This is a genomic window from Aridibaculum aurantiacum (assembly GCF_017355875.1).
GTDB classification, from domain to species: Bacteria; Bacteroidota; Bacteroidia; order Chitinophagales; family Chitinophagaceae; genus Segetibacter; species Segetibacter aurantiacus.
Window position 1 is genome coordinate 2536339 of record NZ_JAFEWC010000001.1, and the last position, 13904, is coordinate 2550242.

General features: G+C 40.0%; 15 protein-coding genes. 10 read left to right on the forward strand and 5 right to left on the reverse strand.

The window, feature by feature from the left end; translation table 11 throughout:
- The first annotated feature begins 1 nt into the window (after position 1).
- Together J4N22_RS10635 and J4N22_RS10640 are read left to right on the forward strand one after the other, a co-directional pair.
- Positions 2 to 835 carry a TssN family type VI secretion system protein gene (locus tag J4N22_RS10635; protein WP_207494075.1) on the forward strand — a complete coding sequence of 278 codons (834 nt, stop codon included), beginning with the start codon at positions 2 to 4 and terminating at the stop codon, positions 833 to 835.
- Entirely contained in the window at positions 816 to 1271 is a 456-nt protein-coding gene (locus J4N22_RS10640) for a hypothetical protein (RefSeq protein ID WP_207494077.1), read from the forward strand. The genes J4N22_RS10635 and J4N22_RS10640 overlap by 20 nt, the downstream gene beginning before the upstream one ends.
- A gap of 11 nt (positions 1272 to 1282) precedes the next feature.
- Here the strand turns inward: J4N22_RS10640 and J4N22_RS10645 are convergent, their stop codons facing one another.
- Complete coding sequence (locus tag J4N22_RS10645; protein ID WP_207494079.1) at positions 1283 to 2152, reverse strand: MerR family transcriptional regulator; 870 nt, start codon at positions 2150 to 2152, stop codon at positions 1283 to 1285.
- Between the two features lie 223 nt (positions 2153 to 2375).
- On the opposite strand from J4N22_RS10645, the gene J4N22_RS10650 reads away from it, so the two are divergent.
- Positions 2376 to 2996: a DedA family protein gene (locus tag J4N22_RS10650; protein ID WP_207494081.1), complete on the forward strand. Its 621-nt coding sequence runs from the start codon at positions 2376 to 2378 to the stop codon at positions 2994 to 2996.
- Positions 2997 to 3086: 90 nt separating this feature from the next.
- On the forward strand, positions 3087 to 3344 hold the full coding sequence (locus J4N22_RS10655; RefSeq protein WP_207494083.1) for a BPTI/Kunitz-type proteinase inhibitor domain-containing protein: 258 nt from the start codon (positions 3087 to 3089) through the stop codon (positions 3342 to 3344).
- Positions 3345 to 3368: 24 nt separating this feature from the next.
- Here J4N22_RS10655 and J4N22_RS10660 read toward each other — a convergent pair whose 3' ends face one another.
- On the reverse strand, positions 3369 to 3848 hold the full coding sequence (locus tag J4N22_RS10660) for a hypothetical protein (RefSeq protein WP_207494085.1): 480 nt from the start codon (positions 3846 to 3848) through the stop codon (positions 3369 to 3371).
- A 90-nt stretch (positions 3849 to 3938) separates the two neighbouring features.
- On the opposite strand from J4N22_RS10660, the gene J4N22_RS10665 reads away from it, so the two are divergent.
- Positions 3939 to 4439, forward strand: coding sequence for a SixA phosphatase family protein (locus J4N22_RS10665; RefSeq protein ID WP_207494087.1), 501 nt, complete (start codon positions 3939 to 3941; stop codon positions 4437 to 4439).
- A gap of 91 nt (positions 4440 to 4530) precedes the next feature.
- On the opposite strand, the gene J4N22_RS10670 is transcribed toward J4N22_RS10665, so the two are convergent.
- Both J4N22_RS10670 and J4N22_RS10675 read right to left on the reverse strand, forming a co-directional pair.
- Positions 4531 to 5253, reverse strand: coding sequence for a DUF4197 domain-containing protein (locus J4N22_RS10670; RefSeq protein WP_207494089.1), 723 nt, complete (start codon positions 5251 to 5253; stop codon positions 4531 to 4533).
- A gap of 133 nt (positions 5254 to 5386) precedes the next feature.
- Positions 5387 to 6154 (reverse strand): DUF4197 domain-containing protein, encoded by a 768-nt coding sequence (locus tag J4N22_RS10675; RefSeq protein ID WP_242692125.1) that lies wholly within the window; start codon positions 6152 to 6154, stop codon positions 5387 to 5389.
- Between the two features lie 79 nt (positions 6155 to 6233).
- On the opposite strand from J4N22_RS10675, the gene J4N22_RS10680 reads away from it, so the two are divergent.
- Genes J4N22_RS10680 through J4N22_RS10690 form a run of 3 tightly spaced genes read left to right on the forward strand, consistent with a single transcriptional unit; the run spans position 6234 to position 8572 of the window.
- The gene (locus J4N22_RS10680; RefSeq protein WP_207494091.1) at positions 6234 to 7412 is read left to right on the forward strand and encodes an NAD(P)/FAD-dependent oxidoreductase; all 1179 of its coding nucleotides are present in this window, start codon (positions 6234 to 6236) and stop codon (positions 7410 to 7412) included.
- 4 nt (positions 7413 to 7416) lie between these two features.
- A complete protein-coding gene (locus J4N22_RS10685) occupies positions 7417 to 8223 on the forward strand; it encodes a glutaminyl-peptide cyclotransferase (RefSeq protein WP_207494093.1) in 807 nt (268 codons plus the stop codon).
- A 1-nt stretch (position 8224) separates the two neighbouring features.
- Positions 8225 to 8572, forward strand: a complete 348-nt coding sequence (locus J4N22_RS10690; protein WP_207494095.1) for a hypothetical protein — start codon at positions 8225 to 8227, stop codon at positions 8570 to 8572.
- A gap of 121 nt (positions 8573 to 8693) precedes the next feature.
- Here the strand turns inward: J4N22_RS10690 and J4N22_RS10695 are convergent, their stop codons facing one another.
- Entirely contained in the window at positions 8694 to 9593 is a 900-nt protein-coding gene (locus tag J4N22_RS10695) for a class I SAM-dependent methyltransferase (protein WP_207494097.1), read from the reverse strand.
- A 109-nt stretch (positions 9594 to 9702) separates the two neighbouring features.
- Here J4N22_RS10695 and J4N22_RS10700 point away from each other — a divergent pair, with 109 nt between their 5' ends.
- Together J4N22_RS10700 and J4N22_RS10705 are read left to right on the forward strand one after the other, a co-directional pair.
- The gene (locus tag J4N22_RS10700) at positions 9703 to 11067 is read left to right on the forward strand and encodes a DUF58 domain-containing protein (RefSeq protein WP_207494099.1); all 1365 of its coding nucleotides are present in this window, start codon (positions 9703 to 9705) and stop codon (positions 11065 to 11067) included.
- 221 nt (positions 11068 to 11288) lie between these two features.
- Complete coding sequence (locus tag J4N22_RS10705) at positions 11289 to 13901, forward strand: transglutaminase-like domain-containing protein (protein WP_207494101.1); 2613 nt, start codon at positions 11289 to 11291, stop codon at positions 13899 to 13901.
- The last annotated feature ends 3 nt before the right edge of the window (positions 13902 to 13904 follow it).

Genomic DNA, 13904 nt, shown 5'->3' on the forward strand with positions numbered 1-13904 from the left:
TATGCAGCAGGATCTAGCTTTAGAAAATAACCCGGAAAGGTCAACTTCATTTGCATGGCTTCATGCACCTTTTATAATCATTGCCAATCTATCAATCAGTTCTATTCTCTTCTTCCAAAACTTTACTTTAAATAACTGGTATATCACTTTAGCAACGTTGGTAGTATTATACATCGCGAGTGGAATACTTCATGCAACTTTCCAATCATCTTCCACCGCAACATTCTCTTATAAAACTTCGGCAGGAGTAAGAAAAACCTTATTATTTTCTATTGGTAATGCAGTAGCTATAGCAGCGCTTATAAGTTCAATTAACAATCAATTGATATGGCTAAGCATAGTAGCTACTGCATCTTTTTTTGCTCCTAATTTAATACTTCACACCTATAACTACTTCTTAAACATACCTGTAAAGCAGTACCCGCTTTGGTATAAGCGTAGAAACCTTATTGAAAATAAAGCGTTCGTCTTCCTAGCCAGTGTCCCGCTCAAAATTAAAGTTGCTCCAAAGTCCAGTGATACAAATCTGTCTACATTTACTTGTACTGCTCCGGCCCAAATGGAACTGGGTAGAGTTTTTCATTATTTTATCGTACAACAATTACGGGAAGAAGTAGATATAGAAACAGAAGATGAAGCCGGTCAATCTTTTGGTTGGCAGTTTTACATCAGGACTTTTGGTGGCTACCGGCTAACGCCACTCCACCCAGAAAAAAATCTGTGGGAAAACCAGGTAAAACCCAATGCTACTATTGTAGCTAAAAGAGTAACAACAGAATTGAACATGAGTTTATCTAACACTTCAATTAAAGAATATGAATTATTTGAACATTGAGGAAACAAAGAAGAAGAAGCGGCAGTTTTTTATCCTCTACCTTTCAACCATCTTAGTAATGGGAATCATAGGAACCGCTTTTTTAATTCCGCAGCCAGGATCTAAAGCGGTCGATAAAAAGATTTCCGCAGAAGAAAATAAAATAAAGGTTTATCCTTCGGCACAACCCGTTCAGCCAGTTGAAGATTATTCTAAAAAGGTAGATTCATTATATGAAGCACTTGAATTGAAGAACCAGGAAATTGCAGCACTGGAGCAGAGACTTACTGTGGCGTCTTCTGCTAAACCTACCACAACAACTAATAAAAAAGATTTAGAAGAAATCAATTTCCTAAAATGGGCACTTGAATCGCAGAGTGCTGATGTAATTAAACTTAAACGGGAAAATACAAAATTGAAATCGCAGGTAAATGATTTAAGACAATATCTCCAATAATTTTTTTTCTCCTACGCTGTCTGTATCATTTCTGACAATTGATTGTAAGGAATATAATTTACAGCATTAATATTTGCGGCTTCCATCTCAACACTTTTTCTATCTCCCACTATTCCAAATTTCTGCTCGGCTAGTTCCTCCTGTATATTAAGGATCATTTTTTTAAACTTCAAAAAATTTCCCTCGGCTAGATAAGTAAAAATATATTCCGGCTTTTTATTCTTAAGCATACTGATAATGTTCTGCTCAGGAATATTTGTGCCTAAATAAATTATTTTCAGTCCCCGCTCTTTTAAAATGTAGTACATGCATAACAACATCAGGTCATAATGCTCGTCTTGTGGAAGAAATAATAAGGCAGTACCTAAATTTTTAGTTTCAGGCTTCAATCTTTCTATTTCGTAAATAATTTTTTTTCTAATAAGCGAAACAGCTATATGCATTTCGTTGTCAGAGCTGGTATAAGAAAGCATGTTAACCTTTTCGAAGAAAGGAATGATAATGTGGAGCAAAGCAGATGATACAGAATATTTTTTAAAAACAGCGTCAAGTATTGCCTCAAACTCCTCTATATCTGTTTTAAACATACAGATCGTCAACCTGTTAATAGCAGCTAGATAAGTATCATCCCGATGCGTTAGAGAGTCTATTTTTTGTTTCAGCGCCTCCTTCGTCATACTGGATAAAACCGAGATTTTCCAACCGTTATTCTTCAGGATAGCTATATCAAGAAATGTCTCCAATAGGTTGACATCATAAACTCTGTCATTATATTCTGTCCTGGCGGGATTTGCTATTCCGTACCTCTTCTCCCACATCCTCAAAGTAGCAGCTTTGATTCCGGAGAATTTCTCTATATCGTTTATTGAAAAATATTTCATACCTCCACTTTGACTTTACACTTACGATGAAACCTGTCACCAGGTTCACAAGATGATAAATTATTTTAATAATTCAAATGGAAGGCAAACATTAGAAGTGAATATTTCTGCCTTGCAATAAATAGAGATAAATAATGTGCAGGCACTGTGGCAGTTATGGAAATAATCTACAATAATCACACCGGCTGGAATATTTTTTTCATTGGTAATCTAAACTTTATACATGTTGTTGATCGAGACCACGGGAATTATAGAATGGGGAGGGTTGTTCATCATTGCTGCGCTCGTATTTGCAGAAACAGGATTATTATTGGGTTTAGCAATACCTGGTGGTGAAACACTTGTGTTTACAGCAGGATTACTGGTGAGTACCAATACATTAGAAACTTCTATCTACGTTCTTGTTCCACTTCTCATTGCAATGGCTATTGCTGGCGACCTGAGTGGCTACTACATAGGTCGCAAATTTGGAAAGCGACTCCATGAAAAAGAAGATACCTGGTACTACCGGAAAAAATATTTTGAAATAGCCAAAGATTACCTGGACAGGCATTCAAAGCTCGCATTGATCCTTGGAAAGTTTCTGCCGGTCATTCGCCCGTTCACGCCCGTAGTCTCAGGCATGACAGGTGTACCTACCCAACGTTTTATTCCTTTGTCCGTTATCGCCTCTATAACTTATATCACCACTTTTTCAGTAGCAGGTCATTTCCTGGGACAACGCTTTCCTGTCATCAAAGAATATTTGATCTGGATATTACCGGTCAGCATCATTTTAGCAATAGGTATAATGTACAGCCAGGCAAGAAGTTACAATAGAAGTCATCGTAAGAGAAAGAACTGAGGCGGCTTAAATTTTGAAAATATATACAAGCAAAGGATGCAACGACCGTATAAAAACTATTGTCAGCTGTGAACACATAAACTAGAGATTATGAGAACGATTGCTTCTGTATGTACTGCTGTTTTATTGTTTGTCGCATGTAGCAGCCTGGAAAAAGAAGTAGAAACCTGCGAACCTTCTGACCCTGTTTGCGCCGATGTAGTACCAACCACGGAATTGTGCGCAGCCCATTTCACCCGCTGGTTTTACGACAAAGCCACCAATAGCTGCAAACAGGTAGGTTATAGCGGCTGTTCGGCTAAAGGTTTTGCCACCAAAGCAGAATGTGAAACATGTAAGTGCAGGTAGCGACCGGCTGCCATATTGATGTAATTACTTTACAACTGTTACTTCAGCAAATTTTCTGAAGTGCTCAGTCAACCTGCGCTCTATTTTGAAACCATCCGCAACAGTACGTGGCGGCTTAAAACTTTCTACATTCTTTCTCAGGTATTTTAAAAAAGATGCACCTAACCAGTTTGAATAATAATCCTGCTTTTGATTAGCTGACGTAGGTTCAAAAATGTATTGACCCAATTCAACCAGGACACCCATAACCACTCCATACTTCATCCCCATCACCAGGACGTGCCGCATATCAAGCACCTTATTGTTCTTCAACTTCACATAACGCCAGTCAGGCTTTGGCCCACCTTCCGGAGTTACCAGTCCAAAAAGGTAAGAAGGAGTAGGCATCTCAGTTACTATCTCGTACCAGTTCTTGTTCTTAAAATGTTCTGCCCATTCATCTACAGTCCTGGCTGGCTCGCCGGCAGGTGTAGTATATAACGATGATGTTTTGCTCTTACTCATAATTCAGATACCGTTCACCGACCGCTCCTAAAAAACTATTCCCCGCCACTCACTCCATAGCTGTATATTGCTTCTACTAATTATCCTAATATGAAGCGCATAGTATTCTTTTTATTGCTTATAAGTTTTTCTCTATTGTCGATCACTGGTGTTTGCCAGCAATCAAATGATGTAACTACAGTTATTATTGTTCGTCATGGAGAAAAGCAAGCCGGTAATGATCCTGCACTTACATCAGAAGGAATGCAGCGTGCTGAGCGTCTTTCAGCTGTATTTAAAGGGGTAAAACCAGATGAGATATTTTCTTCACCATATATCCGCACCCGCCAAACTATTAATCCCTGGGCAAAGGAAGCCGGAGTAGAAATACAGGAATATGATCCAAGGAACCTGGAAAAAATGGCGACATACCTACTAAGCCAGGTTAATAAAACTATTGTGGTTGCTGGTCATTCCAATACTAATCCGAGGCTGGTAAACCTGCTATTGCAACAGGAAAAATATAAAGATCTTGATGATAGTGAGTACAGCACCATCTATGTGATAACCATCAAAGACAAAAAGGCTACAGATAAAATTGTGACTTACTAAGAATAAGCACAAGAGGTGATTAATATGAACTTAGAGAGTTTTTGAAGGTACTCCTAAAATTAAATAATCAACCTCACGTCTCTTCTTCCATTTAGCTTCCTTGCGCCAGCCTGCTACCAAACACCCGCTTTAGCAGGTCAGTGGTACGTGCTACAGGATTTTGCCTGATCTTCTGTTCTTCTAATCCAAGTTGGTAAAATATACCTGTTAGCGCACGGTCTGTTACATAGGCTGTAAGATCAGGATTGATCTTGTTAGTGGCAACAAGATTATACGCATTGATAACATCGCCCCAGTACTTGGTAGCATTTACATTTTGCAATGAGCGATCAATAACCGGACGAAATGCATTTGTAAGTGCAACAGTTGTTCTGCCTTTGAAGTAGTTGGTTGCAGCAAAATCACCACCTCTTAAAATGTTCATCGCATCTGTAATGGTCATCTGCTTTACTGCATCTACAAAAATTCCTCCTGCAGTTTTGGCTGCATCTTCCGCTGCACGATTTAAAGACAAGACAGCCCGATCTACCAGGTTACCCATTCCAAGATTGCGCAAAGTAGATTCTACATTGCGTGCTTCTGGTGGTAACAAAATCTTTATAGCTGCATTTTGAAAAAATCCATCAACAGCTGAAAGCTGTGATGTAGAGCGACTGGTTCCTACAGTAAGGGCTTCTTTCAAACCCATTGCTATTTCCGTAGTAGAAAGCTCTCCTGTATTGCCTGCTGCTACGCCTTCTAAAACTTGTCTTGCTGTATCGCAACTTGATAAAGTCATGGTACTTAATGCGAGCAGCAGAATCATCTTTTTCATCTTGTAAACTTTACCTGTTCAAGATGCTAAAGAATCATTCCATGCAGGAAGATGTAGGTAAAATAAAAAAACCACTGCTGAAGTGTAGCAATGGTTTTTACTATTAGCAAAGAGCAGTAGCTCCTATGTGTTTTTATTTTGCACTGAAAACTTTCTTCATCATATCCGTTGTACGGGCAACAGGATCTTTACGTATCTGTAGTTCCTCCTGTGCAAGTTGGGTAAATATGCCTGCCAGTGCTTTTTCAGTAACATAACCGGAAAGATCAGGATTCACTTTGTCTGTGCTGAAACGGTTGTAGTTAGTGAACACGGTGTTCCAATGTTTGGTAGCATCCACCTTTGCTAGTGATTGCTCAATTACAGGACGAAATGCGTTGGTAAGTTCCAGTGTTGTTTTACTTCTTAAGTATTCAGTTGCTGCGTTATCGCTGCCACGGAGTATTGATGCAGCGTCTGCAAATGTCATTTGTTTGATAGCAGCAACGAAGATGTTTGCAGCACTTTTGCTTGCATCTTCGGCAGCACGGTTCATGGTAAGAATAGCATTATCTACATGTTTACCCAAACCCATTGCTCTTAACTTTTGCTCAGCCTTTTGTGCTTCTGCCGGCATCAAAATTTTTAGTGCAGCGTTCCCAAAGAAACCATCCACATTAGAAAGCTTTGCTGAACTTCTTTGAGCGCCTGCTTCCAATGCATCTTTCAATCCACTTGCTATATCGGCAGCTGAAAGATTAACTCCTTTTCCTGTAAGTGATTCTATATTTTTTGCAATCGAACTTGAAGAGCTACTATCTTTCCTGACAGCATCCTTCAGTAAACCTTTAAGACCTTGTGCCTGTATAGATGTAACTGAGGTTGCAATAGCTATAGCAAGTAGAAGATTTTTTTTCATCATGCGAGGTTGTTTAGAGTTTTGACAAATATAAGTTTGAGCTTTAGCCGCTCTATTGAATTAACGTTTCAGATACAATTTTATGCAGGTAAGCTTCTGGGAACAAACTAGTTTTTATAAAGAACAAGATTTTATTATTGCCGGTGCCGGTCTTGCGGGACTTTGGATCGCTCTCGAATTGAAGGGCAAATTGCCTAAAGCCTCTATTCTCATACTAGAGCGTGGTGCTATTCCTTGCGGCGCATCTACGCGCAATGCAGGCTTTGCCTGTTTTGGCAGCCCTACAGAAATGATAAGTGATGCTAAGAAAGTGGATGAAGATGCAATGTGGTCAGTAGTAGAAATGCGCTACAAGGGAATAGATAAAATCAGAAAAACATTTACTGATGACGTGATAGACTTTGACCATTGTGGCGGCTATGAATGTTTTAAACACGATGATGGACAGTACGAGCAAGTGAACGCGCAGCTTGACTGGCTGAATAAAGGAATGAAAGCTATTACCGGAAAGGAAAATGTTTTCACGTGGGCCAACAAAAAATTAGATGATGTAGGTTTCAGTGGCTTTTCATCTATGATAGAGAATAAACTGGAAGGAGGAATTCATTCAGGGAAATATGTACAAGCTATGCAGCAATTGGTAGCAAGTAAGGGAATAACAATTCTGTACAATACTGAGCTTCTTCAATGGGAAGAGGTACAAGATAAGGTTCATGTAAGAACACATCAGCAAACTTTCACCTGCAGTCAACTTATACTTGCTACCAATGCATTCTTACCTCGGATAACAAATGATACCACCATTCAACCTAACCGCGGACAAGTACTGGTAACTGCACCCATCAATGATTTGAAAGTGAAAGGCACCTTCCATTTTGATGAAGGATATTATTACTTCAGGAATGTTGGAAACAGGATCTTATTAGGTGGAGCACGCAATACAGCGTTTGATGCAGAAGCCACGGATGAGATGAACATATCTGGTGAGGTACAGGAAGCGCTGGAACATTTTCTTTTCAAACATATACTACCAAACACTAAAGTAGAGATCACGCACAGGTGGAGCGGCATAATGGCATTTACAAATAACAAGCTTCCCTACCTACATCTATTGCAGAAAAATGTACTTGCTGTAAGTGCCTGCAATGGTATGGGTGTAGCACTTACACCTGTCATTGCTGAAAAAGTGGTGCAACAACTTACAGGCTCTTTTAACGAGAAGGAAGTGTCTTCTTCCCTACTTTTGTCGCCAACCTTGTAACACGATGAAAAAATTTTTAGGCTACCTTCTTTTGATAGTAACAATGGCTGCATGTAAAGATGATAAAACAGGAGATACAGAAAATACCACTACTAACAGTCCCATTCCTGCACCTCAAAATATCCAGTACAATATAGTTGCTTCCTATCCGCACGATACTTCATCGTATACTCAAGGATTGATCTGGCTTAATAATTCTCTTTTTGAAGGCACTGGTATAGAAGGGCAAAGCAAACTGCTGAAGGTAGACCTGCAGACAGGAAAAGCGCAGCAGGCAGTAAAACTTTCTGATGAAGATTTTGGAGAAGGCATCACCATCCTGAATGATAAGATCTACCAATTGACATGGATGAACAATAAGGTGTATGTGTATGATGCATCAAGTTTAAAAAAGATACAGGAGTTTAAGTGGGAGCACCAGGGTTGGGGCATTACGCACAATGGCACAGACCTGATCATTAGCACTGGTAGCAACAACCTGTATTTTGTTGATCCGGCTACTTTCCAGATAAAAAATGTAGTCGGTGTTTTTGATAACAATGGTCCGGTAGGAAACCTGAATGAGCTGGAATATATTGATGGTTCAGTTTATTCCAATGTGTATACCACGGATTATATCATTAAAATAGATCCTTCATCTGGTCATGTAATTGGCAGAATGAACCTGGAAGGATTGTTGCAAAAAGCAGGTAAAACAGTAGAGTACGGAGATGGCAATGTACTAAATGGTATAGCGTACGATAAAGAAAAGAACTCTCTTTACATCACCGGAAAGAAATGGCCGCTACTCTTCGAGCTTAAACTGAACTAGCATGGCAAACAACAACAGGCAGTACTTTGCAGGTAATACACCTTTTGAATGGGGCATTTTTGCAGCTGCATTAGTGGTGATTGTTGTTAACCTTGTATACCGCGATGATGAGTCTGTTACCTACTACCTTTCTGCCCTATTATACGCGCTTACCGGCATCGGCATGATTAGTAAGACAAGCAGGGCTCGTGGTTTTATATCCAACAAAATTTACAGGATTTCGATGGCATGCATAGCCTTTGTTTTTGTAGCTGCAGGCCTTACCATACTTACCGAAGATAAAAGCTGGAACCTGCTATGGCTGGCAGCACTTATAGTTTTTGGAGTTGTAGGAAGAAGAAACAGCTAGTCTATTGAAGATTTTTGATTGCGGATTTTAGATTTAGGAAAACTACCTCCTGTAAAAACGGAGAAAATTATTTTGAACCCAATCTTCAATCAAAAATCTAAAATCTAAATTTGCTACCCTCTTATTTTTTCCGCATCACATAGATCACTGAGCTACATTTTGCGGTATCAAAAATCGCTTTCACATTTGAGACAAGGCCAACTTTAATGGCGCGTAGGTGGTTGTTTTTCCCTTTTTGATATTGTTCGCTAAGCATGCTTACATAAATGCTATCGAACCACATTGGGTAAAGCTTTTCTATGATGAAGCCTTTTTCTTCGGCAAGCACATGCATACTTTTTGGCGAAAAATGATATAGGTGTCGTGGCACATCGTAAGCAGCCCAGTAAGCCTGGTATACAGATGCATCGTGGCTGGTGTAATTTGGTACAGCAACCACCAATCTCCCGGTATTTTTGAGCAACCTGCTAAAGGTGTGAAAGTAGCCATCCAGGTCGTGAACATGCTCCAGCACATGCCATAGCGTAATGGCATCGTAAGATGCAGGTTGCAGTTCTGTAAGACTTTGCAGTGTTTGCAGCTCAAGGTTGTATTTAGATAAAGCTGTAGCCCGCGCTGCAGTATCAGGTTCTAAACCTGTAACATGCCACCCGGCTGTTTGCATAGTATGTGCAAAAGCACCAGTACCTGCGCCAACATCCAGCAAGGTTCCATTCTTTAAGCCAGTGATCTTTTTCAGAAGGCTTCGCTTGCTTCGTAGCGTCACCTTACGCACCTGGTGGTATAGTTTGTTGATGATGCCTTCCTTAGTATCACTGTGCGACACATACGCCGACGATTGGTAATAAGGAGCTATATAATCGAGCGTAGGCACATTTTGTGTGAATGCAAATGTGCAGGCACTACATTTCCAGACTTCAAAAATCTTTTTGCTTACTGTGTGATCGGTGCAGCTAAACATCTTGCTGATAGCAGCACTTCCGCAACAGGGACAATGATCGTATGTAATTTTAGAAGCCATAAATAAGTGGTGCAAAGAAAGTGAAAAGGCGGTTAAAAAGTACTACCCCTTTTGCATCTCTTTACTGCACTACATGATCTTTCTTTATCTTAACTGCGTAATTACAATTATGAATTTTGCACGATTGAAGGGCAACATCAAACAAGCTGGCTTTTACATTCCTTTCACCATCTATTTCCTGGTTTTTGCGGTTGCATCAGTGCTGGCGTGGCGCTGGCTTCACATCAATCCACTGCAGGCAGATACAGCGTTTGGAAATATCTTTCTATTGCTGTTAAAGGTGGCTATGTGGTTTGCCATTATCATGCTTACAGTTGCACTGCTGTCTGTTGTTGTTTCACTTGTTCATTTTGTATATCAAAAAAAGAAATACGGCATACAGTTTAAAATAGATACCGACCTGAAAGAAAGTGAACTGCACCAAAAGCAGACTGTTCGTTTACATATTTCACCTGTACTAAAGCCTTTCTTTGGTTTTATAAAATTGAGACTGCAGTACGATCAAAATCATTTTTCAAAAAAATTCTCACTGCTGGAAACGAACAGGAAGAAGTTTTTCAGCAATGAAATTGATGGCATTTACAACTGGCCGTTACCGCAGATTAAAGAATATAAAGTAGACAGGGCAGTCATCTACTTTGAAGATGTTTTCCAGTTCTTTTCAGTGGCCATTGACCTGCCGGCTAAAAGTAACTTCTTCACCCACCCTACTGCTAAAGCATTAGCAGAGCTGAAAGTAGCTCCACGTAAAACGGAAGAAACCAGTACACGAATAGATGAACTGCGCAAAGTAGAAGGTGAATACCTGAACTATAAAAACTTTGAGAACAATGATGATGTAAGGCGGATAGTATGGAAGATTTATGCAAAGAATAAGGAGCTGGTGGTACGTATACCTGAGATTATGGATCCTTATGCTTCTCACATTTACATGTACACTTCTTACTATTCCATTTTCAATACTACTGGCAATAGTGTAGCAGAAGTTCCATTCCTGAATTATTACAAGGTGATGGCGTGGACGGTTTATCAAAATCTTGTGAAGAAAGGATTTGATGTAAAGTATATTCCCGACCAGGATACGGCGAAGAATAATTCAGCTGATGAACAACAGGTGGTGAAATACCAGGTAAGTACAAGCCAGTGGCATACTGATAAGCAACTGAAGAATTATGTAAAAGCCAAAGATGCTTCTGTTGTACTTGTTTCTTCTTTCAGCGACCCGGAAGAAGTGCGGCAACTGGCAGAACAACATGGAAAAGATATCCGGTTCATATTTGTAAAACTTACAGATGGCTTGCGCAGGCAGAACCTGTTCGACTGGGTGCAGTGGCTGTTTGTACACAATGAAAAGAATGATATAGATGTGTATAAAAGAGCATGGGCTATTTCACCATTAAGACAGAAGGTGATACAAAATGAGAAGAACCTGGCTGCTATCATTGGGCAGTTTACTGACCCGGTGGTGGTGTAAGCAAATGGGTTTATGGTTTCTTGTTCCTCGTTTCTGGTTCTTAGGTGCGAGGTGTGAAAAGAATAAAAACGTTCAAAAGAAATATTAGATCATTCTTTTGCTCGACATGCGGTTTTGGAAGAGAACACAAGAAAACATGAAGTGAATAACCAGGAACTAGAAACCAGGAACTACAAAAATCAGAACAAAATCTAACGTTATAAAAATTGAAGAACTTTTAAATGCAGATTGGAAGAATACATAGTTGGAAGAAAGTGACTGCACAGTTGTTCTTGTTGGCATTACCAACAATAGCACTGGCTGTATACTTATTGTGGGATCTGAACAGGTACTATTCTGTACTTCAAAACAGGTATGCCGAGCAAGGACTGTTCTTTGCTACGGGCATTGTTACATCATTAGTGTTTTATGGCTATCGCTTCAGGTTCATAACCACAGCAGCGTTACTGGGAGCATTTTATTACCTCGTATACAAAATCATAGGCAACATAAGCGTAGGCGAATTTGATGCATTCTTTGTATCCGTCAGGTTCCTGATGTTTGCAATCTTATTTTCATTGGGATGGGTAGCTGGATATGGTTTCTCCCGTTCCCGCTACTTCACTATTTTCTGGGCGGTCTTCCTGTTGGCTTTGCAGATCATTGTTGTTAGTCGTACTGCAGAGGTCACTGCTAATGCCATCATTTTTGCTTTTGCACCTGTATTAGCGTATGCTTTCTACGTCATCTATATAGCTGAACTCATCCGCAACATGAATGAGGATGAGAAAGGCTTTGTATGGTTTATTGGTAAAAGGTTAATAGGTTTTACCATGCTTGCCGGAGTGGTTTTGGTTGCACTGTTGCTGGTCTTTCAAAAAGATTTTCAATCTATAGAGCATGATTGGGGCGGTGCACAAGGTGGAAAAGAGAAAGGTGGCAAAGAAAGTATGACCAAAGAAAACCGTGATGGCAGCATAAGCAACAAAGACCAGATGAAGATGACAAGCTCTTTATCGAAAGATAAGAGACTGGTGTTTGTTGCGCGGGTTGATAATTATTTTCCTGATGGTAAAACACCTAACCCACTTTACTTTACCTCACGCTACTATACCCGTTTCGATACATCCACCCAGACTTTTGAAACGGATGATAAGATGCCGTACAACGATCTGTTCAGTCCTGACCCGAGCAAGATACCACTGTATTTTGCAAAGACGGATTCAACGGTATTGACCAATACAAAAGCAACAAAAGGCAGAAAGGTGGTAACGGCAGATGTTTATAAAACACTTCTTTCGCCACACGATTATCTTGCTCCATCTACAGCATTTTACTGTCAGCCTATAGCTGTAGAAAATGAGTATAAAGACCAGTTTAAAAGTGCTTACCGTGCTAAGATGTGGGTGAGTGATTTGAATAGCGCTTACTTTATTTACAATCCTGCTGGCAATGATATGCTGGAGCTGTTTCAGCAAACACGTTTTAATGAACTGCGTACTGCTGGTCCTTATTCATCATTGGATAAAACGTTTCGCGACTACTACACCTTCATGCCTGCCAACGAAGATTATAAACGTATCGTTGACCTTGCAAAAGACATTACCAAAGACGCACATACACCTGTTGACAAAGTAGTTGCTATTCGCGATTTCTTTTTAGGTAAAGATGAGTTCGGACAACCGTTATTCAGGTATAGCGATAACCCGGGAATACCAGGATTGCCAAGCGCAAGCAAGCTGAATTATTTTCTTTTTGAGAATAGGAAAGGTTACTGCGCATATTATGCCGGCGCTACTCTTTTCCTGCTACGTGCATTAGGTATTCCTAGCCGAATTGCTGCCGGTTTTCTTACAGTAGATAGAAGCAGCAAGAACCCCGGCTGGTATTGGTTTTATGCAGACCAGGCGCATGCATGGGTGCAGGTATATTTTCCAGGTTATGGTTGGATAGATTTTGATACAACAGTGCCTGATCAGAATACGCAGCAAGCGGCACAGCCAGATGGCACTCCACCTATGAATACACAGCAAGCTTTATTGGTAGCAGACGGCGAAGCAATTTCTGTTGATACCGCAGCCAAGCGTGTTACGATGAAAGTAAAAAAGCTGATGTATCATGATCAAAATTTTACAACAGATGCACCAAAAGATATGCTGATGGATGTATCAGTTGCATCTATCACACGTGATACAGGTTTGGCTGTTTTATCCGACATTAAAAAAGGGACAAACATAGTAGCAGTATCATTTGCAGAAGTATTCAAAAACAAGAAGCCTGTACCAACGGATAACCTTTCTTCGCTTGTAGACAAATCACCAAAGCCAGCTCCCATTGATGAAGTTAAAATCATGGAAACGGAAGAGCAAAAGAAAGAGCGCCAGTCAAAACAAGAGGAAGCAAAAAAACCATTTGATTGGGTGAAAGCAGCCTGGATAACCTTAAGTGTCTTAGGTGGTTTCATTATCATTCTGTTTTCACTGCCGTGGTTGATATGGCTGGTGATACACAACAAAGCGAAAGGTGCAGGTAATGCAAGAAGCAAAGCTTACAATGTTTTCACTGCATCAACTTATTACCTCAACCAGTTGGGATATACAAGGCATCATCAAAGCCCTGCTGCATTTGCTACGCAGGTTGACCAAACATTCAAAACAAGCTTTAGCAGCTTCAATAATATTTACCAGAAGGTGAAGTACAGTACAACTCCACTAACAGCTAATGAAGAAAAAGCAGTACATGCGTTTTATCCTTCATTTGTGGAGGCTGTAAAAAAGCAGGTGCCGGTAAAAACAAGATTTAGCCGTTTCCTGAATGTTTACAATACCCTTCATTTCTTTACCAAACCAAAATAGAAA